Raw genomic sequence first — 19,782 nt, forward strand, 5'->3', positions numbered from 1 at the left:
TGCAGTGATCACTCAGTAACGGGTGATATCAGCATTGGCTTCGAGCTGCTTGCGGTAAGCCGCAAAGTCTTGCTGGCCGGCACGCGACGCGAGGTAGCGGCGAATCTGCTGCTTCTCTTCGTCGGTGGCGGCGGCGCCTTCGTTGACACCTTTGAGCTGCAAGACAACCAGGCTGCCATCGCCCAGGACCACGCTGCTGTATACCGGCTTGTCCTTGGCTTGCGGCTTGCCCAGGCGGAACACGGCCTGCAGTTCGGCCGGGTCGATACCCTCCTCACCGCGGGTCACCGCCTCGTAGGCTTTCCAGCCCTGCCCTTCATGGACGCTGCCAGCGGCAACAGAACCATCACGCAGGCCGGCAATCAGCTTGTCCGCCTTGGTCTTGAGCTCGGCAGTCGCCTTCTCCTTGGCCAGGTGTTCGCTGATGTTCTTGGCCACGGCTTCCAGCGGCAGTTGTTCTGGCTTGCGGTGCTCCTTGACGCGCAGCACCACGGTGGTTTCCGGATCGAGCTCGATGGCGGTGCTGTTGGCACCCTCTTCCAGCACTTCTTCCGAGAACGCCGCCTGGACCACTGCACGGTTGGCGGTGATACCTTCGCCACCCTCACGGCCGAAGGCTGCGGAGGTGTGCACCTTCAGGTTCAGGTCCTGTGCCGGCTGAGCCAGGTCAGACGCCTCGTACGCGGCATCCTGCAACTGCTTGCTGGCGTCGACGTAGCGCTGTTCCACCAGCGGGATCTTCAGGTCACGGGTGAGCTTGTCTTTCAGGCTGGCAAAGCTCGGTACTTCCGGCGCCTCGACACCCAGCAGCTTGATCAGGTGGTAACCGAACTCGGTGCGAACCGGGGCCGATACCTGGCCATCCTTCAGCTTGTACAAAGCATCTTCGAAGGCTGGGTCGTACACGCCCGGGCCGGCGAAGCCAAGGTCACCACCGCTGTTGGCCGAACCTGGGTCCTGGGAGAACTCCTTGGCCAGTGCGGCGAAGTTTTCACCCTTGGCCAGGCGCTGCTCGATCTCTTCGGCACGGGCCTTGGCCTGGGCGTCGGTGACCTTGTCGTTGACCTCGATGAGAATGTGCGCCGCATGGCGCTGCTCGGCGAGGTTGGCGATTTCTTTCTCGTACTGGGCCTTGAGTTCGTCGTCGCTGACCTTGACCTGGTCGAAGAACACCGACTTTTTCAGCTCGATGTAATCGATGACCACCTGGTCGGGCGACATGAATTCCTTGGCATGCTTCTCGTAGTGCGCCTTGACCTCTTCTTCGCTGACCTTGACCGCGGCCGGGTCGGCCTTGAAGGTCAGGGAGGCGAAATCACGGGTCTGCTTCTCAAGGCGTGCAAACGCCTCGACCTGCTTGTCAGTGACGAAGCTGCTGCCGGCAAGGCCGGTACGCAATTGGCCAATGAGCATTTCTTCGGCGAGCATGTCGCGGAATTGCAGGCGGCCGTAGCCCATCTGGCGAATGACCTGGTCGAAACGATCGGCGTTGAACTTGCCGTCAACCTGGAATTCCGGGGTTTGCAGGATCACTTGATCCAGCGCGGCCTCGGAGAAGGCGAACTTGGCATCTTCAGCACCTTGCAACAACAGCTTGCGGGTGATCAGGCCTTTGAGCGCCTCATCACGCAGCAGCTTGTCATCCAGCAGTGCAGGGTCGAAATCCTTGCCCAGCTGTTGCATCAGCTGGCGGCGCTGCATGTCGGCCGCTTGGCTCAGCTCGTTCTGGCTGATGGTCTGGCCGTTCACCTTGGCGGCGTCCTGGCTATGGCTGGCAGCCTGGAAAATGGCCTCGAAGCCGGTCAACGCCATCAACACGACGATTAGGCCGATGATGGTCTTGGCAATCCAACCTTGTGAATTGTCCCTGATATTTTGCAGCATGCGTCCCCCAGAAACGGCTGTACCACTGCGTCGACAACCGCGGAGCGTGGGTAGAATCCTGATAAAAGAAAGGCGCATCCGAGGATGCGCCTTTTCTTAGCAAACGTGTCAGGCGGGAACGTTTGCGACCCGCCTTAACGTGCTCGGACCTGGCGAAGCCGGGCCCGGCTGAAAGAGACGACTTAGTTGACGGCGTCTTTCAGGCCTTTGCCAGCCTTGAAACCTGGAACCTTGGCAGCAGCGATTTTGATGGCGTTGCCGGTTTGCGGGTTGCGGCCGGTGCGCTCGGCGCGCTCCTTGACCGAGAAGGTGCCAAAGCCAACCAGAACGACGTCGTCGCCTGCTTTCAGGGCACCCGTTACGGAGTCGATCACAGCGTCCAGAGCCTTACCTGCGGTAGCTTTGGAAATGTCAGCCGATGCAGCGATAGCGTCAATCAGTTCCGACTTGTTCACTCTAAGTCCCCTTATTTCTCTATTGAGTTTGTTTCTAAGTATGTAATGAAAAGCGTATCAAACGAGTGCTGGGTGGCCTGATAACAATAGCGTGCCGCTTTATAGCAAGGCCCCGAAAAAACTGTCAAGGAAAGCCCCCCAGCCAAAAACTACTAATGCGTGCTGATTCTTTCCTTCGCGTCGCTGTCGCGCTTCTCTTCCTTCGCGACAATCTCCGGAGCCACATCTGGCAAGGGCTCCGGGGCGTATTGCAGCGCAATTTGCAGGACTTCGTCAATCCATTTGACCGGTTTGATCTGAAGATCCTGTTTGATATTTTCCGGAATCTCCTTCAGATCGCGAACATTCTCCTCGGGAATGATCACCGTCTTGATACCACCACGGTGTGCCGCCAGCAGTTTTTCCTTCAAGCCGCCAATGGCCAGCACCTGGCCACGCAGGGTGATCTCGCCGGTCATGGCCACATCGGCACGCACCGGAATCTGCGTCAGCGCCGACACCAGTGCGGTGCACATGCCAACACCGGCACTCGGGCCATCCTTCGGCGTAGCACCTTCAGGCATGTGGATGTGCACATCGTGCTTCTCGTGGAAGTCGGCTGCGATGCCCAGGCTGCGGGCGCGGCTGCGTACCACGGTCTGCGCGGCAGTGATCGACTCGACCATGACATCGCCCAGGGAACCGGTCTTGATCAGCTGGCCCTTGCCAGGGATGACCACGGCCTCGATGGTCAGCAACTCGCCGCCCACTTGGGTCCATGCCAGGCCGGTTACCTGACCGATCTGGTCCTGCTGCTCGGCGAGGCCGTAGCGGAACTTGCGCACGCCCAGCAGGTGCTCGAGCTGCTCGCTGGACACCTTGACCTTGACCTGCTTTTGGCCGGTATGTTCCTTGACCACCTTGCGGCAGACCTTGGCAATTTGCCGCTCCAGGCCCCGCACACCGGCTTCGCGGGTGTAGTAGCGGATAATGTCGCGGATCGCCGAGATATCGACCTCGAGCTCTTCCTTCTTCAAGCCGTTGGCTTTGACCTGCTTGGGCACCAGGTACTTGACTGCGATGTTGATCTTCTCGTCTTCGGTGTAGCCCGGCAGACGGATGACTTCCATCCGGTCCAGCAGCGCTGGCGGGATGTTCATCGAGTTGGAGGTGCACAGGAACATCACGTCCGAGAGGTCGTAGTCGACTTCCAGGTAGTGGTCGTTGAAGTTGTGGTTCTGCTCAGGGTCGAGCACTTCGAGCAGCGCCGAGGCAGGGTCGCCACGCATGTCACTGCCCATCTTGTCGATTTCGTCGAGCAGGAACAGCGGGTTACGCACGCCTACCTTGGTCATCTTCTGGATCAGACGGCCTGGCATGGAGCCAATGTAGGTGCGACGGTGGCCACGAATCTCGGCCTCGTCACGCACACCGCCGAGGGCCATGCGCACGAACTTGCGGTTGGTAGCAGCGGCAATCGACTCGGCCAGCGAGGTTTTACCGACGCCAGGCGGGCCGACCAGGCACAGCACCGGGCCACGGATTTTCTTGACGCGCTTTTGCACGGCAAGGTATTCGAGAATGCGTTCCTTGACCTCTTCCAGGCCATAGTGGTCGGCATCGAGGATTTCCTCGGCCTTGGTCAGGTCCAGGCGCACCTTGCTCTGGGCCTTCCACGGCACCTGCACGAGCCAGTCGAGGTAGGAGCGAACCACCGTAGCCTCGGCCGACATCGGCGACATCTGCTTGAGCTTGTTCAGCTCGGCCTGGGCCTTGGTCAGGGCATCTTTGGGCAGGCCAGCGGCTTCGATGCGCTTTTTCAGCTCTTCGACTTCGTTGTGGCCTTCGTCGCCATCGCCGAGCTCTTTCTGAATGGCCTTCATCTGCTCATTCAGGTAGTACTCGCGCTGGCTGCGCTCCATCTGCTTCTTGACCCGACCACGGATGCGCTTCTCGACCTGCAACAGGTCGATTTCGGCATCCAGCAACGCCAACACGTGCTCGACGCGTGTCGCCAGGTCGACAATCTCGAGGATTTCCTGCTTCTGCTCGATTTTCAGCGCCATGTGCGCGGCCATGGTGTCGACCAGGCGCCCAGGCTCTTCGATGCTGTTCAACGAGGACAGTACTTCGGCAGGGACTTTTTTGCCCAGTTGCACGTACTGTTCGAACTGCGACAGCAACGTGCGCACGAAGACCTCCGACTCGCGCTCGGCGGCGTCGACTTCGTCGATCAGGGAGACTTCGGCACGGATGTGCCCTTCCACTTCCGTGAAGCGCTCTACCGCGCCACGCTGCTCGCCCTCTACCAGCACCTTGACGGTGCCATCAGGCAGCTTCAGCAATTGCAGTACGGTGGCAACGGTGCCGACTCGGTACAAGGCATCTTCGCCTGGATCGTCATCGGCTGGGTTTTTCTGGGCCAGCAGCAGAATCTGCTTCTCGCCCGTCATCGCGGCCTCTAGGGCTTCAATGGATTTTTCGCGCCCCACAAACAGCGGGATGACCATGTGCGGGTAAACAACGACATCGCGCAATGGCAAAAGAGGCAAGTCGAGGGTGGTCTTCATGATTTCGCCTCTAACAGCGGCCTTGATGGCCGGAAACCGGTGGAAATGATGCTTGGACCTAATGTGGGGGCACGCTTGGGAAATTACAAGCGCTTGCGCAGGAAAAGCAGAAAGGGGCCCGTAGGCCCCTTTCTTGCTTGCAACCATCACCCAAGCATCACCTGAATCAGGCGTCGGGTGCGGCCTTGGCTTGCGGCTCGCTGTTCTCGTAGATCATCAGCGGCTGCGAAGTCCCTTCGATGACGCTCTCATCGATCACCACCTTGCTGACATCCTTCTGCGAAGGAATCTCGTACATGGTGTCGAGCAGCACGCCTTCGAGGATGGAACGCAGGCCACGGGCGCCCGTCTTGCGCTCCAGAGCCTTGCGAGCAACGGCCTTGAGCGCATCGCTGCGGAACTCGAGGTCGACGCTTTCCATCTCGAACAGCTTGGCATACTGCTTGGTCAGTGCGTTTTTCGGCTCGGTGAGGATCTGCATCAACGCAGCCTCGTCCAGCTCATCGAGCGTCGCCAGTACTGGCAAACGGCCGACGAACTCTGGGATCAGGCCAAACTTGACCAGATCGTCCGGCTCGACTTCACGCAAGGACTCGCCAACTTTCTTGCCTTCTTCCTTGCTACGTACTTCTGCACTGAAGCCGATGCCACCCTTGGTGGAGCGGTTCTGGATGACCTTTTCCAGGCCAGAGAACGCGCCACCGCAAATGAACAGGATGTTGCGGGTATCAACCTGCAGGAATTCCTGTTGCGGGTGCTTGCGCCCACCTTGCGGTGGAACCGAAGCAACGGTGCCTTCGATCAGCTTCAACAGCGCCTGCTGCACGCCTTCGCCCGAGACGTCACGGGTGATGGACGGGTTGTCCGACTTGCGCGAAATCTTGTCGATTTCGTCGATGTAGACAATGCCCATCTGGGCCTTTTCCACGTCGTAGTCGCACTTCTGCAGCAGTTTCTGAATGATGTTCTCGACGTCCTCACCCACATAACCGGCTTCGGTCAGGGTGGTGGCATCGGCAATGGTGAACGGTACGTTCAACAGGCGTGCAAGGGTTTCGGCGAGCAGGGTCTTGCCCGAGCCAGTAGGCCCGATGAGCAGGATGTTACTCTTGCCGAGTTCGACTTCGTCGCCCTTCTTGTCACGCTGGTTAAGGCGCTTGTAGTGGTTGTATACCGCTACGGCCAGCACCTTCTTGGCGCGCTCCTGACCAATCACGTACTGGTCCAGGATGCCGCTGATTTCTTTCGGCGAAGGCAATTTGTGCGCGCTGCTCTCGGCCTGGGCTTCCTGCACCTCCTCACGGATGATGTCGTTGCACAGGTCGACGCACTCGTCGCAGATAAATACCGAGGGCCCGGCAATCAATTTGCGCACTTCGTGCTGGCTTTTGCCGCAGAAGGAGCAATAGAGCAATTTGCCGCTGTCCTCGCCGTTACGGGTGTCAGTCATTCGATCGATCCAATCCGGTAGGCTTGCAACACAAGATGAAGGCAATTGCGGGCTTTTTCAAGTCCGCAGGTAGGCGCTTTCGGCACCCACCTGCTCTGGCCCCTGGGATCAGGAGGCCAGTTGCCGCTTGTCGTATACCGAGTCGATCAGGCCGTACTCGGCCGCGCGCGAGGCGCTCATGAAGTTGTCACGCTCGGTGTCGCGCTTGATGGTCTCCAGATCCTGGCCAGTGTGGTAGGCCAGCAGCTCGTTCAGACGCGCCTTGATATTGAGGATTTCCTGGGCATGGATCTCGATATCGGTAGCCTGGCCCTGGAAGCCGCCCAGCGGTTGGTGAATCATCACGCGCGAGTTCGGCAGGCAGTGACGCTTGCCTTTGGCACCGGCAGTCAGCAGGAACGCGCCCATGCTGCAGGCCTGGCCGATGCAGATGGTCGAAACGTCCGGCTTGATGAACTGCATGGTGTCGTAGATCGACATGCCAGCGGTGACCGAGCCACCCGGCGAGTTGATGTACAGATGGATATCCTTGTCCGGGTTTTCCGCTTCGAGGAACAGCATCTGCGCTACGACGAGGTTGGCCATGTAATCCTCTACCGGGCCAACCAGGAAAATCACACGCTCCTTCAACAGGCGCGAGTAGATGTCGTAAGCGCGCTCGCCACGGGCGGACTGCTCGATAACCATCGGGACCAGGCCGCCTGCGGCCTGGATGTCAGAGCTCTGCTGAATATAAGAATTGCGGGACATGTCCTGCGCTCACTCCCAAATAGTCATGGCTTGAATACGCACAAGCCAGCGCGAAGGCTGGCTTGTGGGGGTTTCCTACGAGAGTAGCGTATTACTCGGCTTCGGCAGGTGCCTGGGCTGGTTTTACGGCTTCTTCGTACGAGACCGACTTGTCGGTCACAGTCGCTTTCTGCAGAACAGTATCTACAACTTGTTCTTCCAGCACAACCGAACGGACTTCGTTCAGTTGCTGGTCGTTCTTGTAGTACCAGGAGATGACCTGCTCAGGCTCTTGGTAAGCCGAAGCCATTTCTTCGATCATTTCGCGAACCTTGCCTTCGTCTGGCTTCAGTTCGAACTGCTTGACCACTTCAGCGACGATCAGGCCCAGGACCACACGGCGCTTGGCTTGCTCTTCGAACAGCTCAGCCGGCAGTTGCTCAGGCTTGATGTTGCCACCGAACTGCTGAACAGCCTGCACGCGCAGACGGTTGACTTCGTTTTCCAGCAGGGCTTTTGGCACTTCGATCGGGTTGGCAGCCAGCAGACCGTCCATGACCTGGTTCTTGACCTTGGCCTTGATTGCCTGACGCAGTTCACGCTCCATGTTCTTGCGAACTTCGGCGCGGAAGCCTTCCAGGGTCGATTCCTTGATGCCGAACTGAGCGAAGAAGGCTTCGTTCAGCTCAGGCAGCGCAGGGGCCGAAACGCTGTTGACGGTGATGGTGAACTCAGCGGCCTTGCCGGCCAGGTCCAGGTTCTGATAGTCCTCTGGGAAGGTCACGTTGACAACGCGCTCTTCGCCAGCCTTGGCGCCAACCAGGCCTTCTTCGAAGCCTGGGATCATGCGGCCGGAGCCCAGAACCAGTTGGGTGCCCTTGGCCGAACCGCCAGCGAACACTTCACCGTCGACCTTGCCGACGAAGTCGATGTTGACCTGGTCGTCGTTCTGCGCGGCGCGATCAACTTCTTCGAAGCGGGTGTTCTGCTTGCGCAGGACTTCCAGCATGTTGTCCAGGTCGGCATCAGCCACTTCGGCGCTCAGGCGCTCGACGTTGATCGACTCCAGGCCAGCAACGGTGAACTCTGGGAACACTTCGAAGATTGCGACGAATTCCAGGTCCTTGCCCTTTTCGAAGGACTTCGGCTCGACGGCTGGAGCGCCGGCCGGGTTCAGCTTCTGCTCGACCACGGCTTCGTAGAACGAAGACTGGACCAGATCACCGAACACTTCCTGACGGGCGTCAGCTTCGAAACGCTGACGGATCACGCTCATCGGTACCTTGCCAGGACGGAAGCCTGCAACCTTGGCACGACGGGCAGTCTGTTGCAGACGCTTGTTGACTTCGGTCTCGACGCGCTCGGCCGGGACGGCGATGGTCATGCGGCGCTCGAGAGCGGAAGTGTTTTCAACAGAAACTTGCATGGATATTCCTCGTTGCACAGACGTTAGCCGGCGTTAGCCCGACTCCAGAATCAAGGGCAAGCATTCTAGTGAGTCGCGCAGCAGAAGTCACCCCACTCGGGACGACGGGAAACCACGCCGGTCGATTAACTTGCAAGGCCCGCACGGCTTACCGCCGAGCCCCTTTCAATTGAGGCTGCGCAACGCCTTTGGCGACGCGCAGCCGTAATAACTTGTCAAACAACTGCAGCCTACGAAATCGCTTCCTTTATTGAGGGTCGATCTCGTTGAACTGGCAGTACTCTTCCCACGCCATGCCCAGCGCCTCAGCGACCTCGCGATGGGTCTCCAGGCGCATGGCCTGCAGTTGCTCGGGGCTTTCGGCGATCAGTTGCAGCGCCAGCTCCCAAGGCTCGACGCCCTGCTCCTGCGCCGCATCTTCGAACGCCCACTCGATCTGCTGAGCTTGCTCACGCGCATCCAACTCGCGGATTTCTTCGAGCAGTTGCGGATTGGCTTCGGCGAAGCGCTGCAGCGCCAGGGCCTGACGGGCTTCTTTTGCAATCATGGGGTTATCCTCTGCCGACCGCGGGGCCGGTGTTTCAACCGGCTGAAATCTATCAGCTTTTATTGGGGTGTCACCAGAGGATTGCAAGGGGGTGCATGTAGATCCCACCCAAAAGCCCCCACGTCAGAGACTGCGCCTACCAGGCCGTAGGAATACGCCTATACCGCGAGAGGGCTTCTGCAGGTTGAATGGAGTACCTTTTTTGGTACTATTCCATGAACAAGAAAATCATGCCACTGGAGGCTCACTTCTATCGCACCGAAGCAGGTAACGAGCCGGTACGCGATTGGCTGACCTCATTGCCCCGCACTTACAAGCACTTGATCGGCACCGAGATCAAAACAGTCCAAATCGGATGGCCAATCGGCATGCCACTCGTAAGAAAGCTTGAGAAAGACCTCTGGGAGATCAGGGTGAATCTCGTCGACACCATTGCCCGCGTGCTTTTCACCACAACAGGAAAGACGATGATCCTGCTCCACGGCTTCATCAAAAAAAGCCGAAAAACACCCACGATCGACCTGGAAACTGCCAGGCAGCGTAAAGCTGCACTAAAGAGGGATAACAGATGAACCCACACATCGGCTCCAACTTCGAAGACTTCCTGGCAGAGCAGGACCTTGCAGAAGAGGTTTCCGCAACCGCACTCAAACGCGTCATTGCCTGGCAGATAGCCGAGGCCATGAAAGCCAAAAAGATGAGCAAGAAGGCGCTGGCTGAACGCATGCACACCAGCAGAACAGCGATTGACAGAGCATTAGACCAGAACGACCCAGGTATGACACTGGCCACCCTGGCCAGTGCAGCCAGAGCCCTTGGGCAGCGTGTGGAGGTGCGACTGGTGCCAGACAAGGAACACACCCCGGCGTGAGCACGACCTGCCCCTGACCTGCCAGGCAAAAAACACGACGAAGAGGCCGCTGCAGGCAGCCCCTTCACAAAAAGACGCCCCACCCGCCAACATGAAACGCAAAAAACAAAGGCGCCCGATCTTACGATCAAGGCGCCTTCGAAAAATATGGGGTGGACGATGGGAATCGAACCCACGACAACCGGAATCACAATCCGGCGCTCTACCAACTGAGCTACGCCCACCATATTGCGGTGTTGCGGTACAACCTTACAGAAGCATGGTGCGGACGAAGAGACTCGAACTCTTACAGCTTGCGCCGCTGGAACCTAAATCCAGTGTGTCTACCAATTTCACCACGTCCGCGTAACGCTTAAAACAAAGGCGCCAGATACTATCAAGGCGCCTCTGTAAAATATGGGGTGGACGATGGGAATCGAACCCACGACAACCGGAATCACAATCCGGCGCTCTACCAACTGAGCTACGCCCACCATATTGCGGTACATCTACTTGCTTGCCTAAGCTGCCTGATGGCGCACCCGGCAGGACTCGAACCTGCGACCATCCGCTTAGAAGGCGGATGCTCTATCCAGCTGAGCTACGGGCGCATAAGCGATCAGCCTAACCGAACGATGCTTTAGCAGAGAACCGCTAAACCACTCATTCTGCCCGACTTTGCCAACCAGTGCTAGGCAGTGCCCGACAAGTGCGGCGAATGTTATAGTCGAGGCGCAGGGTCGTCAACATCTTTCTCAAAAAAATTTAAATTATTTAAGGGGTTAGGGGATTTGCCCGACCACCCGCCTTTGCCCTCGGGCCGTGTCGTGCGAGAATGTGCCCTCTTTATTGTTTCCTTCTCGATGGTTAATCACGCGTCTATGACTGCACACCTAATCGATGGCAAGGCGATCGCCGCCAGCCTGCGCCAGCAGATCGCTCAACGTGTCGTGGAGCGTCGCCAGCAAGGCCTGCGCACCCCAGGCCTGGCTGTGATCCTGGTCGGCACCGACCCCGCCTCCCAAGTCTATGTCTCGCACAAGCGCAAGGACTGTGAAGAGGTCGGCTTCATTTCCCAGGCGTTCGACCTGCCCAGCGAAACCACGCAGCAAACCCTGACCGACCTGATCGACCGCCTCAATGATGACCCGGCTGTCGACGGTATCCTGCTGCAGCTGCCGCTGCCCGCGCACCTGGACGCCTCGCTGCTGCTCGAGCGTATTCGTCCGGACAAGGATGTCGATGGCTTCCACCCTTACAACATCGGTCGCTTGGCCCAGCGCATCCCGCTGCTGCGCCCGTGCACGCCCAAAGGCATCATGACCCTGCTCGAAAGCACCGGTCAGGACCTGTACGGCATGAACGCAGTGATCGTCGGCGCGTCCAACATCGTCGGCCGCCCCATGGCCATGGAACTGCTGCTGGCAGGCTGCACCGTCACTGTCTGCCACCGCTTCACCAAGGACCTGGCCGGCCACGTCGGCCGTGCCGACCTGGTGGTCGTGGCCGCCGGCAAGCCGGGGCTGGTCAAGGGTGAGTGGGTCAAGGAAGGCGCCATCGTCATCGACGTGGGCATCAACCGCCAGGAAGACGGCAAGCTGGTCGGCGATGTGGTCTACGAGACCGCCTTGCCGCGCGCGGGCTGGATCACCCCGGTGCCGGGTGGTGTCGGGCCGATGACCCGGGCGTGCTTGCTGGAAAACACGCTGTATGCGGCGGAAGAGCTGCATAAGTAACAAGGCGTGACATGAAAACGGCACCTGCTGCAGGTGCCGTTTTTTTGCCTGAAGGTTTTAGGCTCGCTGCACCGGCCTCTTCGCGGGTAAACCCGCTCCCACAAGTTCGGCACCTGTCTTCAAGACAGCGATGAACCTGCGGGCTTGCCCCGCGAAGAGGCCAACGCGGTCATCAGCCGATTACTTGCGCGCTGCCTCCCACGACTTCAGCAACTCGGTGTAGCTCACCGTCTCGCCCTTGGGCTTCTCGTTAGCCAGCTTCGGCTTCGGCGCACCCGGCTGGTCATACCAATACTGGGCATCCTTTTCCGGATTGAGCTTCGGTGCACAGGTCGCCTGTGCGTTGGAACGCTGCAGCCGTTCCATCATGCGGTCCTGATCGCGGGCCAGGCCATCCAGCGCCTCCTGCGGGGTCTTTTCGCCACTGGCCACTTCGGCGATATGGCTCCACCACAACTGCGCCAGCCGCGGGTAGTCAGGCACGTTGGTGCCGGTGGGCGTCCATTGCACCCGCGCCGGGCTGCGGTAGAACTCCACCAACCCACCCAGCTTGGGCGCAAGGTCCGTCATGGCCTGGGAGTTGATGTCCGACTCACGAATCGGCGTCAGGCCGACGATGGTCTTTTTCAGCGACACGGTCTTGGAGGTTACGAACTGCGCATACAACCAGGCGGCCAGGCGTTGCTTCTCCGGGGTGGATTTGAAGAAGGTCCACGACCCCGTGTCCTGATAGCCCAGCTTCATCCCCTCCTCCCAATACGGCCCTTTCGGCGACGGCGCCATGCGCCACTTCGGCGTGCCATCGGCATTGACCACCGGCAAGCCGGGTTTGGTCATGTCGGCGGTAAAAGCCGTGTACCAGAAGATCTGCTGGGCAATGTTGCCTTGGGCCGGCACTGGGCCCGCTTCGGAGAAAGTCATGCCCTGGGCTTCCTTGGGCGCGTAGGCACGCATCCAGTCCACGTACTTCTGCGTCGCATAGACCGCCGCGGGGCCGTTGGTGTCACCGCCTCGGGTAACGCTCGAGCCCACCGGGTGGCAGTCCTCGACGCGAATCCCCCACTCGTCCACTGGCAAACCATTGGGCAGGCCTTTGTCGCCACCACCGGCCATCGAGAACCAGGCATCGGTGAAGCGCCACCCCAGCGAGGGGTCTTTCTTGCCGTAGTCCATGTGGCCGTACACGCGCTTGCCGTCGATTTCCTTGACGTCTTCGGTGAAGAATTGGGCGATGTCCTCGTAGGCCGACCAGTTCACCGGCACGCCCAGTTCATAGCCGTACTTTTCCTTGAATTTGGCTTTTAGCTCAGGCCGCTCGAACCAGTCGGCACGGAACCAGTAAAGGTTGGCGAACTGCTGGTCAGGCAGTTGATAGACCTTGCCATCCGGCGCGGTGGTGAAGGAGATGCCGATGAAGTCTTTCAAGTCCAGCGTCGGCGAGGTGTAGGCCTTGCCCTCGTTGGCCATCAGGTCAGTGATCGACTCGACCTTGCCGTAACGAAAGTGCGTGCCGATCAGGTCCGAATCGTTGACCCAGCCGTCATAGATGTTCTTGTCCGACTGCATCTGTGTCTGCAGCTTCTCCACCACGTCGCCTTCCTGCAGCAGGTCGTGGGTCAGCTGGATGCCGGTGATCTCGCTGAATGCCTTGGCCAGCACCTTGGACTCGTATTCATGGGTGGTGATGGTTTCCGACACCACGTTGATCTTCATCCCACGAAACGGTTCGGCGGCCTTGATGAACCACTTGAGTTCGGCCAACTGCTGCTCTGGGGTCAGGGTCGACGGTTTGAACTCACTGCCGATCCACTTGTTCGCCGCGTCTTCGTACTGGTCGGCCCACGCCATCCCGTGCACGCTGGCCAGCACCAGCAACGCGGCCAGGGTCAAATGTCGCCGTTTATGATTGTTGTGGAACATTGTGATCTCCCGATTGAGTTATTCCCGGAGCCGTCGCTCAGCCCCAGCGCAACACCACCACGAGCCAGCCCAGCGACAGCAGCGAGGCCACCCACAAAGGCCAGTCGCTGACCCCGACTACCAGCAAGTGCAGGTAGGCGCTGGCCAGCAGGCCGATGAACAACCGGTCGCCACGGCTGGTGACGATCGGCAGGAAGCCGCGCCGCTCCACGCAGGGGCGGCGCAGTTCAAGCAGGGTCATGCACAACAGCAGCATGCCGACGGCCGCGAAGAACAGCGCCGTGGGCAAGGTCCAGGCCATCCATTCCATGTGCTCCCCTCCTCACACTCGGCCGAGGGCAAAGCCCTTGGCGACATGGTTGCGGACAAACCAGATCACCAGCATGCCGGGCAGGATGGTCAACACCCCGGCCGCCGCCAGCACGCCCCAGTCAATCCCCGAAGCGGACACGGTTCGGGTCATCACCGCTGCGATAGGTTTGGCGTTCACCGAAGTCAGGGTGCGCGCCAGCAGCAGTTCGACCCAGGAAAACATGAAGCAGAAAAACGCCGTCACACCGATGCCGGAGCCGATCAGCGGGATGAAGATCTTTACGAAGAAGCGCGGGAAGCTGTACCCGTCGATGTAGGCCGTTTCGTCGATCTCTTTCGGCACCCCCGACATGAAGCCTTCAAGAATCCACACCGCCAGCGGCACGTTGAACAGGCAGTGGGCCAGCGCCACGGCAATGTGCGTGTCGAACAGGCCAATCGAGGAATACAGCTGGAAAAACGGCAGCAGGAACACCGCCGGCGGTGCCATGCGGTTGGTCAACAACCAGAAAAACAGATGACGGTCGCCGAGGAAGCGATAGCGCGAGAAGGCATAGGCCGCCGGCAACGCCACCGCCAGCGAAATGACTGTGTTCAGGCACACGTAGTACAGCGAGTTGATATAGCCGCTGTACCAGCTCGCATCGGTAAAGATCACCCGGTAGTTGTCCAGCGTGAATGCCTGCGGCCACAGGGTCAGACCGCCAAGGATTTCGGTGTTGCTCTTGAACGACATGTTCAGCAGCCAGTAGATCGGCACCAGCAGGAAGAAGAAGTACAGCAACAGTGGCACTGCTTTGCGCGCGCTCATGGCCTAGTCCTTGTCGGCGTGCGTCATGGCGGTATAGAACAGCCACGACACCAGCAGGATGATCAGGAAGTACACCAGCGAAAACGCCGCGGCCGGCCCCAGGTCGAACTGCCCTACCGCCATGCGCGTGAGGGTCTGGCTGAGGAAGGTGGTGGCGTTACCAGGCCCGCCACCAGTCAGCACGAACGGCTCGGTGTAGATCATGAAGCTGTCCATGAAACGCAACATCACCGCAATCAGCAGCACGTTCTTCAGCTTTGGCAGCTGGATATGGCGGAACACTGCCCAGGCCGAAGCCCGGTCGATGCGGGCAGCCTGGTAATAGACATCCGGGATGGCGCGCAGGCCCGAATAACACAGCAGCGCCACCAGCGACGTCCAGTGCCAGACGTCCATCACCAGCACCGTGAGCCAAGCATCGAACGGGTCGCCGGCATAGTTGTAGTTGACCCCAAGCTTGGCCAGCGTGGCACCGAGCAGGCCGATGTCGGCGCGGCCGAAGATCTGCCAGATGGTGCCGACCACGTTCCAGGGAATGAGCAGCGGAATAGCCATCACGATCAGGCAGATCGAAGCCATGCGCCCCTTGGTCGGCATCGTCAAGGCGATGGCGATGCCCAATGGAATTTCGATCAGCAGCACGCAGCCGGAATAGATGAACTGGCGCAGCAAGGCATCGTGCAAGGCCGGGTCGCGCAACACCTGGCGGTACCAGTCGGCGCCGACGAAATAGCGGTTGGACTGGTCGAAGATGTCCTGCACCGAATAGTTGACCACGGTCATCATCGGCACCACGGCGCTGAACGCCACCAGCACGAACACCGGCAGTACCAACCACCACGCCTTGTTGTTGCGCACCTTGTTCATGGCCCGGCCTCCAGCAGTACATCGTCGACATACAGCATCAGCCACTGGCTCGGCAGGGTGACCCAGGCCTGCCCCGCCGGCAGCGGGCGATCCTCGCCCAGGCGCGCCTTGAGCGTGGCGCTGCCGAGCTGGAAGGTGACGATGCGGTAGGTGCCAAGGTCTTCGATATCCAGCACCTGCACGGCAAACGCGTTGTCGAGCGGGCTGTCCCAAAGCTGCACGAACTCCGGCCGGATGCCCACTTGCAGGCGCCCGCCTGCGGTTGCCGCCAAGCGTTCGCGCAGGCCCTCGGGCAGCGTCAGGTGCAAGCCATCAAAACCGACGCCATCGGCCTCGGCACGCACGTCGATGAAGTTCATGCCGGGGCTGCCAATGAAGTAGCCGACAAAGGTGTGCCGCGGGCGCTCGAACAATTCGCGCGGGGTGCCGAACTGGACGATGCGCCCGCCGTGCATCACCGCGATCTTGTCAGCGAAGGTCGAAGCCTCCAACTGGTCGTGGGTGACGTAGATCATGGTGATGTTGAACTGCTCATGGATCTGCTTGAGCTTGCGCCGCAGCTTCCACTTCAGGTGCGGGTCGATCACCGTCAACGGCTCGTCGAAGAGGATCGCCGAGACGTCATCGCGCACCAGGCCACGGCCCATCGAAACCTTTTGCTTCTCGTCGGCGCTGAGGTTGCGCGCCTTCTTTTTCAGTACAGCGGACAGGTCGAGTACCTCGGCGATCTCTTCGACCCGGGCACGCACCCTGCCCTCGTCCACGCCCTGGTTTCGCAGGGGGAAGGCCAGGTTGTCGAACACCGTCATGGTGTCGTACACCACCGGAAACTGAAACACCTGGGCGATGTTGCGCGCCTGCGGCGACAGCGCGTTCACGGGCTTGCCGTCGAACAGCACGTCGCCATGGGAGGGAGTAAGCAGCCCCGAAATGATGTTGAGCAAGGTCGACTTACCGCACCCCGAAGGCCCGAGTAAGGCATAGGCGCCGCCTTGCTCCCACACATGCTCCAGCGCGTGTAGGGCGTAGTCCGCCTCCGAGGTCGGTTGACGGCTGTAACTGTGCGCCAGCTGGCGCAGGCGGATCTCGGCCATCAGCGACTCCTCGCCTGACGCGCGCCTGGAGCCTGCACCAAGGCCCCGGCAGCGTCGAAGACAAACAGCTTGTGCGTGGGGATGAACACGCGGATCGGGGTGTCCACCTGGTACTCGTGCACACCCGGCAGGTGCAGGGTCATCCGCCAGTGTTCATTGCGCACGTGGAGGAAGGTTTCCGAGCCACTGATCTCGGCCAGCTCCACCAGCACCGCCAGCTCCAGGTCATCATCATGGGTCGGCACCAGGGTGATGTGGCTGGGGCGCACGCCAAAGCGGTAGTCCCCCTCGCCCAGGCGCTGCAGGTCGGCATTGCGGGCAAAGTGCACCGCCTGCGCCAGGCTCACCTCGTTGCCGGCGATGCGCCCAGGCACCAGGTTGATCGGCGGCTCGGAAAACAGCTCGGCGGCCAGCACGCTGCTGGGCTGCTGATAGACCGCAGCGGTCGGGCCGCTCTGCACGATGCGCCCCTCATGCAGGATCGTCGTGGTGCCGCCCAGCGCCAGCGCTTCGTTGGGTTCGGTGGTGGCGTACACGGCAATGCAATTACGCGCCGCAAACAACGCCCGCAGCTCCTGGCGCAGGCCTTCACGCAGCTTGTAATCGAGGTTGACCAAGGGCTCATCGAACAGGATCAGCGAGGCGTCCTTGACCAGCGCCCGGGCCATCGCCGTGCGTTGCTGCTGGCCGCCGGACAGCTCCAGCGGCAACCGCTGCAGGTAGGCTTCGATGCGCAGCATCTCGGCGGTTTCCTGCACCCGCCGGCGAATTTCCGATTCGGCCAGGCGCGCCTGGCGCAGGGGCGAGGCGATGTTTTCGTACACGCTCAAGGTCGGGTAGTTGATGAACTGCTGATACACCATCGATACGTTACGCAGGCGCACCGGCACCCCGGTGACATCGTTGCCGTCCAGCAGCACACGGCCCAGGTCCGGGCGGTCGAGCCCGGCCATCAGGCGCATCAGGCTGGTCTTGCCGGCCAGGGTGCGGCCGAGCAAAACGTTGAACGAACCCGGCTCGAAACGCAGGGACGCATCGACGATGCAGGCCTGGTTATCGACACTGCGGCTGACCTGCTCCAGCACCAAGGACATGGCGTGGCCTTTTTAGGATTGTTGTCCGCTGGGCAGAGCGAGTTTCGTGCCAGCCCGGCCTGAACGCTCTGCCGCGCGCCCTCACCGCGCAAGGTCAGCCATGGCCTGTTCACAGCTGAACACATTCGCTGGACAACTGAACACGCGCAGGTTTGACAATGAACAACGGTGGACGACACTGAACAGCGGTCGGCTGATAACAACAATCACACAGGACAGGCCCATGGCCGCATCCGCTTCGCCGCATGCCCAATTGATCCAGGCATCCTGGGCGCGTTGTCGCGACCACGGCCTGCAACCGCAAAGCCCACCCGATTTCGATTGCCTGCCGCCGGCCGAACTGAGCGCCCTGCTGGAGCGCCGCCAGGCCCTGCTGCGCCTGACACGCGATGAGGTGCTGCCGCAATACGCACACCTGCTGGGCAACGCCAGCTACCTGGTGATGCTGGCCGACGCCGGTGGCTGCCTGCTCGACAGCTGGGGTTCGCGGCGCTTCGTCGACCCGCGCCAGCGCCACGGCTTCAGTGCCGGCGCACACTGGCACGAGCGCGGCGTCGGCACCAACGCACTCGGCACGGCGCTGGTCTGCGCCGAGGCAATTCATGTGGGCCAGGATGAACACTTCCTGCGCCAGAACCGCTACCTGTGCAGCGCTGCGGCGCCGGTGTTCGATGGTGAACGGCAGTTGATCGGCGCGCTCGATGTGGCCAGCGACGGGTACTTGCCTGCCAGCCAGACGCTCGGCCTGGTACGGATGATGGGCCAGAGCCTGGAGAACCGTTTGATACTGGCGCAGCATGCCGACCACCACGCCCAACTGCTGTTCAACAGCGCCTCCGACAACCTCGACAGCCCCTGGGCGGGCTTGCTGGTGTTCGATGAGCGCGGCCAGGTCATTGCGGCCAATCACCGGGCCGACAGCCTGCTCGGCGACAACCCGCTGCGGCAAAACCTCGAGCAACTGTTTCAAGTCCCGTTGCAGCAGTTGCTAGCCCAGCCGCCGCAACAGCCCTTCGCCTTGCAAGCCGCCGGGCGCCACCGCTTCCACTGCCAGTGGCAAGCGCCGCGCCACGGCCCCAAACGCCCGGCCCCTGGCCCTATCGACCCACGCCTGGACAACGCCTTGGCCCAGGCCAGCCTGTTACTGGAAAAAGACATCCCGGTGTTGATCCAAGGCGAAACCGGGGTTGGCAAGGAAGTCTTCGTCGAGGCCCTGCACCGCGCCAGCCGCCGCGCCGGGCAGCCGCTGATTGCAGTCAACTGCGCGGCGATCCCCGCCGAGCTGGTCGAGTCGGAGCTGTTCGGCTATGACAAAGGGGCCTTTACCGGCGCCCACCACAAGGGCAACCCCGGGCTGATCCGCAAGGCCGACCACGGCATCTTGTTTCTCGACGAAATCGGCGACATGCCGCTGCCGACCCAAGCCCGGCTGCTGCGCGTGTTGCAATCGCGCAGCATCCAGCCATTGGGCAGCGGCGAGCCGGTGACCGTGGACATCCGCGTGGTTTCGGCCAGCAACCGCGACCTGGCCGAAGCCGTGCGCAACGGGCAGTTTCGCGAAGACCTCTACTACCGCGTGGCCGGGCTGACCCTGGTGTTGCCCGCCTTGCGCGAGCGAAGTGATCGGCACGCGCTGATCGAGCAGGTGCACGCCCGGCATCTCGCCCCCGGGCAACCCCGGCAACTGCTCCCGCACATACTCGACCTGCTGTTGCACCACCCCTGGCCAGGTAACCTGCGCCAGCTCAACAGCGTAGTGCAGGTGGCGCTGGCCCTCGCTGGCAGCCAGCCCATCGGCACCGAACACTTTTCAGCGTGTTTCCTTGCCCAGGCCGGCACACCTCGCGCATGCTCGCCACCCGCCCCTGCCACGGACCTGGCCAACCTGCTGCACAGCTGCGGCGGCAACATCTCATCGCTGGCACGCCTGCTCGGCATCAGCCGCACCACCCTGTACAAACGCTTGCGTGAACAGGGGCTCGAACCCGCCCACCTGCAGGGTGGGCGCTGAAGGTGCTATCAGCATACTGAAGCCGGGCTAATGCGGGTCATTACCCT

17 protein-coding genes and 4 tRNA genes are annotated in these 19,782 nt (G+C 60.8%); 4 read left to right on the forward strand and 17 right to left on the reverse strand.

Annotated elements, in window-relative coordinates:
- Positions 1 to 12 precede the first annotated feature (12 nt).
- From AB7M33_RS27920 to AB7M33_RS27950, 7 genes are all read right to left on the reverse strand, one after another.
- Positions 13 to 1,884, reverse strand: a complete 1,872-nt coding sequence (locus AB7M33_RS27920) for a SurA N-terminal domain-containing protein (protein WP_186679025.1) — start codon at positions 1,882 to 1,884, stop codon at positions 13 to 15.
- A gap of 182 nt (positions 1,885 to 2,066) precedes the next feature.
- Positions 2,067 to 2,339: an HU family DNA-binding protein gene (locus AB7M33_RS27925; RefSeq protein WP_027593949.1), complete on the reverse strand. Its 273-nt coding sequence runs from the start codon at positions 2,337 to 2,339 to the stop codon at positions 2,067 to 2,069.
- Between the two features lie 152 nt (positions 2,340 to 2,491).
- The gene (gene lon / locus AB7M33_RS27930) at positions 2,492 to 4,888 is read right to left on the reverse strand and encodes an endopeptidase La (protein ID WP_027593950.1); all 2,397 of its coding nucleotides are present in this window, start codon (positions 4,886 to 4,888) and stop codon (positions 2,492 to 2,494) included.
- Between the two features lie 166 nt (positions 4,889 to 5,054).
- On the reverse strand, positions 5,055 to 6,338 hold the full coding sequence (gene clpX, locus AB7M33_RS27935) for an ATP-dependent Clp protease ATP-binding subunit ClpX (RefSeq protein ID WP_033699106.1): 1,284 nt from the start codon (positions 6,336 to 6,338) through the stop codon (positions 5,055 to 5,057).
- Between the two features lie 108 nt (positions 6,339 to 6,446).
- A complete protein-coding gene (gene clpP / locus AB7M33_RS27940; RefSeq protein ID WP_027593952.1) occupies positions 6,447 to 7,088 on the reverse strand; it encodes an ATP-dependent Clp endopeptidase proteolytic subunit ClpP in 642 nt (213 codons plus the stop codon).
- A 91-nt stretch (positions 7,089 to 7,179) separates the two neighbouring features.
- The gene (gene tig, locus AB7M33_RS27945) at positions 7,180 to 8,493 is read right to left on the reverse strand and encodes a trigger factor (protein WP_085273229.1); all 1,314 of its coding nucleotides are present in this window, start codon (positions 8,491 to 8,493) and stop codon (positions 7,180 to 7,182) included.
- Between the two features lie 247 nt (positions 8,494 to 8,740).
- Positions 8,741 to 9,040 carry a DUF6388 family protein gene (locus AB7M33_RS27950; protein WP_238210583.1) on the reverse strand — a complete coding sequence of 100 codons (300 nt, stop codon included), beginning with the start codon at positions 9,038 to 9,040 and terminating at the stop codon, positions 8,741 to 8,743.
- A 215-nt stretch (positions 9,041 to 9,255) separates the two neighbouring features.
- Between AB7M33_RS27950 and AB7M33_RS27955 the strand changes: the two genes are divergently transcribed.
- Complete coding sequence (locus AB7M33_RS27955) at positions 9,256 to 9,612, forward strand: type II toxin-antitoxin system RelE/ParE family toxin (protein WP_454244166.1); 357 nt, start codon at positions 9,256 to 9,258, stop codon at positions 9,610 to 9,612.
- Entirely contained in the window at positions 9,609 to 9,911 is a 303-nt protein-coding gene (locus AB7M33_RS27960; protein ID WP_027593956.1) for an XRE family transcriptional regulator, read from the forward strand. Before AB7M33_RS27955 ends, AB7M33_RS27960 begins: the two co-directional genes overlap by 4 nt.
- Before the next feature lie 148 nt (positions 9,912 to 10,059).
- Here the strand turns inward: AB7M33_RS27960 and AB7M33_RS27965 are convergent.
- The 4 genes from AB7M33_RS27965 to AB7M33_RS27980 all read right to left on the reverse strand — a co-directional run bounded on the left by AB7M33_RS27965 (position 10,060) and on the right by AB7M33_RS27980 (position 10,501).
- Positions 10,060 to 10,135: transfer RNA gene (locus tag AB7M33_RS27965), tRNA-His, on the reverse strand.
- 36 nt (positions 10,136 to 10,171) lie between these two features.
- Positions 10,172 to 10,256, reverse strand: a tRNA-Leu gene (locus tag AB7M33_RS27970).
- A 52-nt stretch (positions 10,257 to 10,308) separates the two neighbouring features.
- Positions 10,309 to 10,384 (reverse strand) — tRNA-His (locus tag AB7M33_RS27975).
- Between the two features lie 40 nt (positions 10,385 to 10,424).
- Positions 10,425 to 10,501 (reverse strand) — tRNA-Arg (locus tag AB7M33_RS27980).
- A gap of 270 nt (positions 10,502 to 10,771) precedes the next feature.
- Between AB7M33_RS27980 and folD the strand changes: the two genes are divergently transcribed.
- Positions 10,772 to 11,626: a bifunctional methylenetetrahydrofolate dehydrogenase/methenyltetrahydrofolate cyclohydrolase FolD gene (gene folD / locus AB7M33_RS27985; protein ID WP_027593957.1), complete on the forward strand. Its 855-nt coding sequence runs from the start codon at positions 10,772 to 10,774 to the stop codon at positions 11,624 to 11,626.
- Between the two features lie 180 nt (positions 11,627 to 11,806).
- Here folD and AB7M33_RS27990 read toward each other — a convergent pair whose 3' ends face one another.
- The 6 genes from AB7M33_RS27990 to AB7M33_RS28015 are packed head-to-tail and all read right to left on the reverse strand — an operon-like array spanning position 11,807 to position 17,724.
- Positions 11,807 to 13,546: an ABC transporter substrate-binding protein gene (locus AB7M33_RS27990; protein WP_027593958.1), complete on the reverse strand. Its 1,740-nt coding sequence runs from the start codon at positions 13,544 to 13,546 to the stop codon at positions 11,807 to 11,809.
- A gap of 37 nt (positions 13,547 to 13,583) precedes the next feature.
- A complete protein-coding gene (locus AB7M33_RS27995; protein ID WP_027593959.1) occupies positions 13,584 to 13,856 on the reverse strand; it encodes a DUF2160 domain-containing protein in 273 nt (90 codons plus the stop codon).
- 12 nt (positions 13,857 to 13,868) lie between these two features.
- Complete coding sequence (locus tag AB7M33_RS28000) at positions 13,869 to 14,669, reverse strand: carbohydrate ABC transporter permease (protein ID WP_027593960.1); 801 nt, start codon at positions 14,667 to 14,669, stop codon at positions 13,869 to 13,871.
- A gap of 3 nt (positions 14,670 to 14,672) precedes the next feature.
- The gene (locus tag AB7M33_RS28005; RefSeq protein WP_027593961.1) at positions 14,673 to 15,536 is read right to left on the reverse strand and encodes a carbohydrate ABC transporter permease; all 864 of its coding nucleotides are present in this window, start codon (positions 15,534 to 15,536) and stop codon (positions 14,673 to 14,675) included.
- Entirely contained in the window at positions 15,533 to 16,630 is a 1,098-nt protein-coding gene (locus tag AB7M33_RS28010; protein ID WP_265968924.1) for an ABC transporter ATP-binding protein, read from the reverse strand. Before AB7M33_RS28010 ends, AB7M33_RS28005 begins: the two co-directional genes overlap by 4 nt.
- Positions 16,630 to 17,724, reverse strand: coding sequence for an ABC transporter ATP-binding protein (locus AB7M33_RS28015; RefSeq protein ID WP_454244167.1), 1,095 nt, complete (start codon positions 17,722 to 17,724; stop codon positions 16,630 to 16,632). The genes AB7M33_RS28010 and AB7M33_RS28015 overlap by 1 nt, the downstream gene beginning before the upstream one ends.
- Positions 17,725 to 17,947: 223 nt before the next feature.
- Here AB7M33_RS28015 and AB7M33_RS28020 point away from each other — a divergent pair, with 223 nt between their 5' ends.
- Positions 17,948 to 19,735 carry a sigma-54-dependent Fis family transcriptional regulator gene (locus tag AB7M33_RS28020; RefSeq protein ID WP_454244168.1) on the forward strand — a complete coding sequence of 596 codons (1,788 nt, stop codon included), beginning with the start codon at positions 17,948 to 17,950 and terminating at the stop codon, positions 19,733 to 19,735.
- The last annotated feature ends 47 nt before the right edge of the window (positions 19,736 to 19,782 follow it).

The organism is Pseudomonas sp. Y3 TE3536 (genome assembly GCF_053629175.1).

Bases quoted from the DNA above. Each gene is read 5' to 3' on its own strand.
- AB7M33_RS27955 (WP_454244166.1), top strand. From the start codon at position 9,256: ATGAACAAGAAAATCATGCCACTGGAGGCTCACTTCTATCGCACCGAA.
- AB7M33_RS28000 (WP_027593960.1), bottom strand. From the start codon at position 14,669: ATGAGCGCGCGCAAAGCAGTGCCACTGTTGCTGTACTTCTTCTTCCTG.
- AB7M33_RS28015 (WP_454244167.1), bottom strand. From the start codon at position 17,724: ATGTCCTTGGTGCTGGAGCAGGTCAGCCGCAGTGTCGATAACCAGGCC.
- AB7M33_RS27950 (WP_238210583.1), bottom strand. From the start codon at position 9,040: ATGATTGCAAAAGAAGCCCGTCAGGCCCTGGCGCTGCAGCGCTTCGCC.
- AB7M33_RS28005 (WP_027593961.1), bottom strand. From the start codon at position 15,536: ATGAACAAGGTGCGCAACAACAAGGCGTGGTGGTTGGTACTGCCGGTG.
- AB7M33_RS27920 (WP_186679025.1), bottom strand. From the start codon at position 1,884: ATGCTGCAAAATATCAGGGACAATTCACAAGGTTGGATTGCCAAGACC.
- AB7M33_RS28010 (WP_265968924.1), bottom strand. From the start codon at position 16,630: ATGGCCGAGATCCGCCTGCGCCAGCTGGCGCACAGTTACAGCCGTCAA.
- lon (WP_027593950.1), bottom strand. From the start codon at position 4,888: ATGAAGACCACCCTCGACTTGCCTCTTTTGCCATTGCGCGATGTCGTT.
- clpP (WP_027593952.1), bottom strand. From the start codon at position 7,088: ATGTCCCGCAATTCTTATATTCAGCAGAGCTCTGACATCCAGGCCGCA.
- AB7M33_RS27960 (WP_027593956.1), top strand. From the start codon at position 9,609: ATGAACCCACACATCGGCTCCAACTTCGAAGACTTCCTGGCAGAGCAG.
- clpX (WP_033699106.1), bottom strand. From the start codon at position 6,338: ATGACTGACACCCGTAACGGCGAGGACAGCGGCAAATTGCTCTATTGC.
- AB7M33_RS27995 (WP_027593959.1), bottom strand. From the start codon at position 13,856: ATGGAATGGATGGCCTGGACCTTGCCCACGGCGCTGTTCTTCGCGGCC.
- AB7M33_RS27990 (WP_027593958.1), bottom strand. From the start codon at position 13,546: ATGTTCCACAACAATCATAAACGGCGACATTTGACCCTGGCCGCGTTG.
- AB7M33_RS28020 (WP_454244168.1), top strand. From the start codon at position 17,948: ATGGCCGCATCCGCTTCGCCGCATGCCCAATTGATCCAGGCATCCTGG.
- tig (WP_085273229.1), bottom strand. From the start codon at position 8,493: ATGCAAGTTTCTGTTGAAAACACTTCCGCTCTCGAGCGCCGCATGACC.
- folD (WP_027593957.1), top strand. From the start codon at position 10,772: ATGACTGCACACCTAATCGATGGCAAGGCGATCGCCGCCAGCCTGCGC.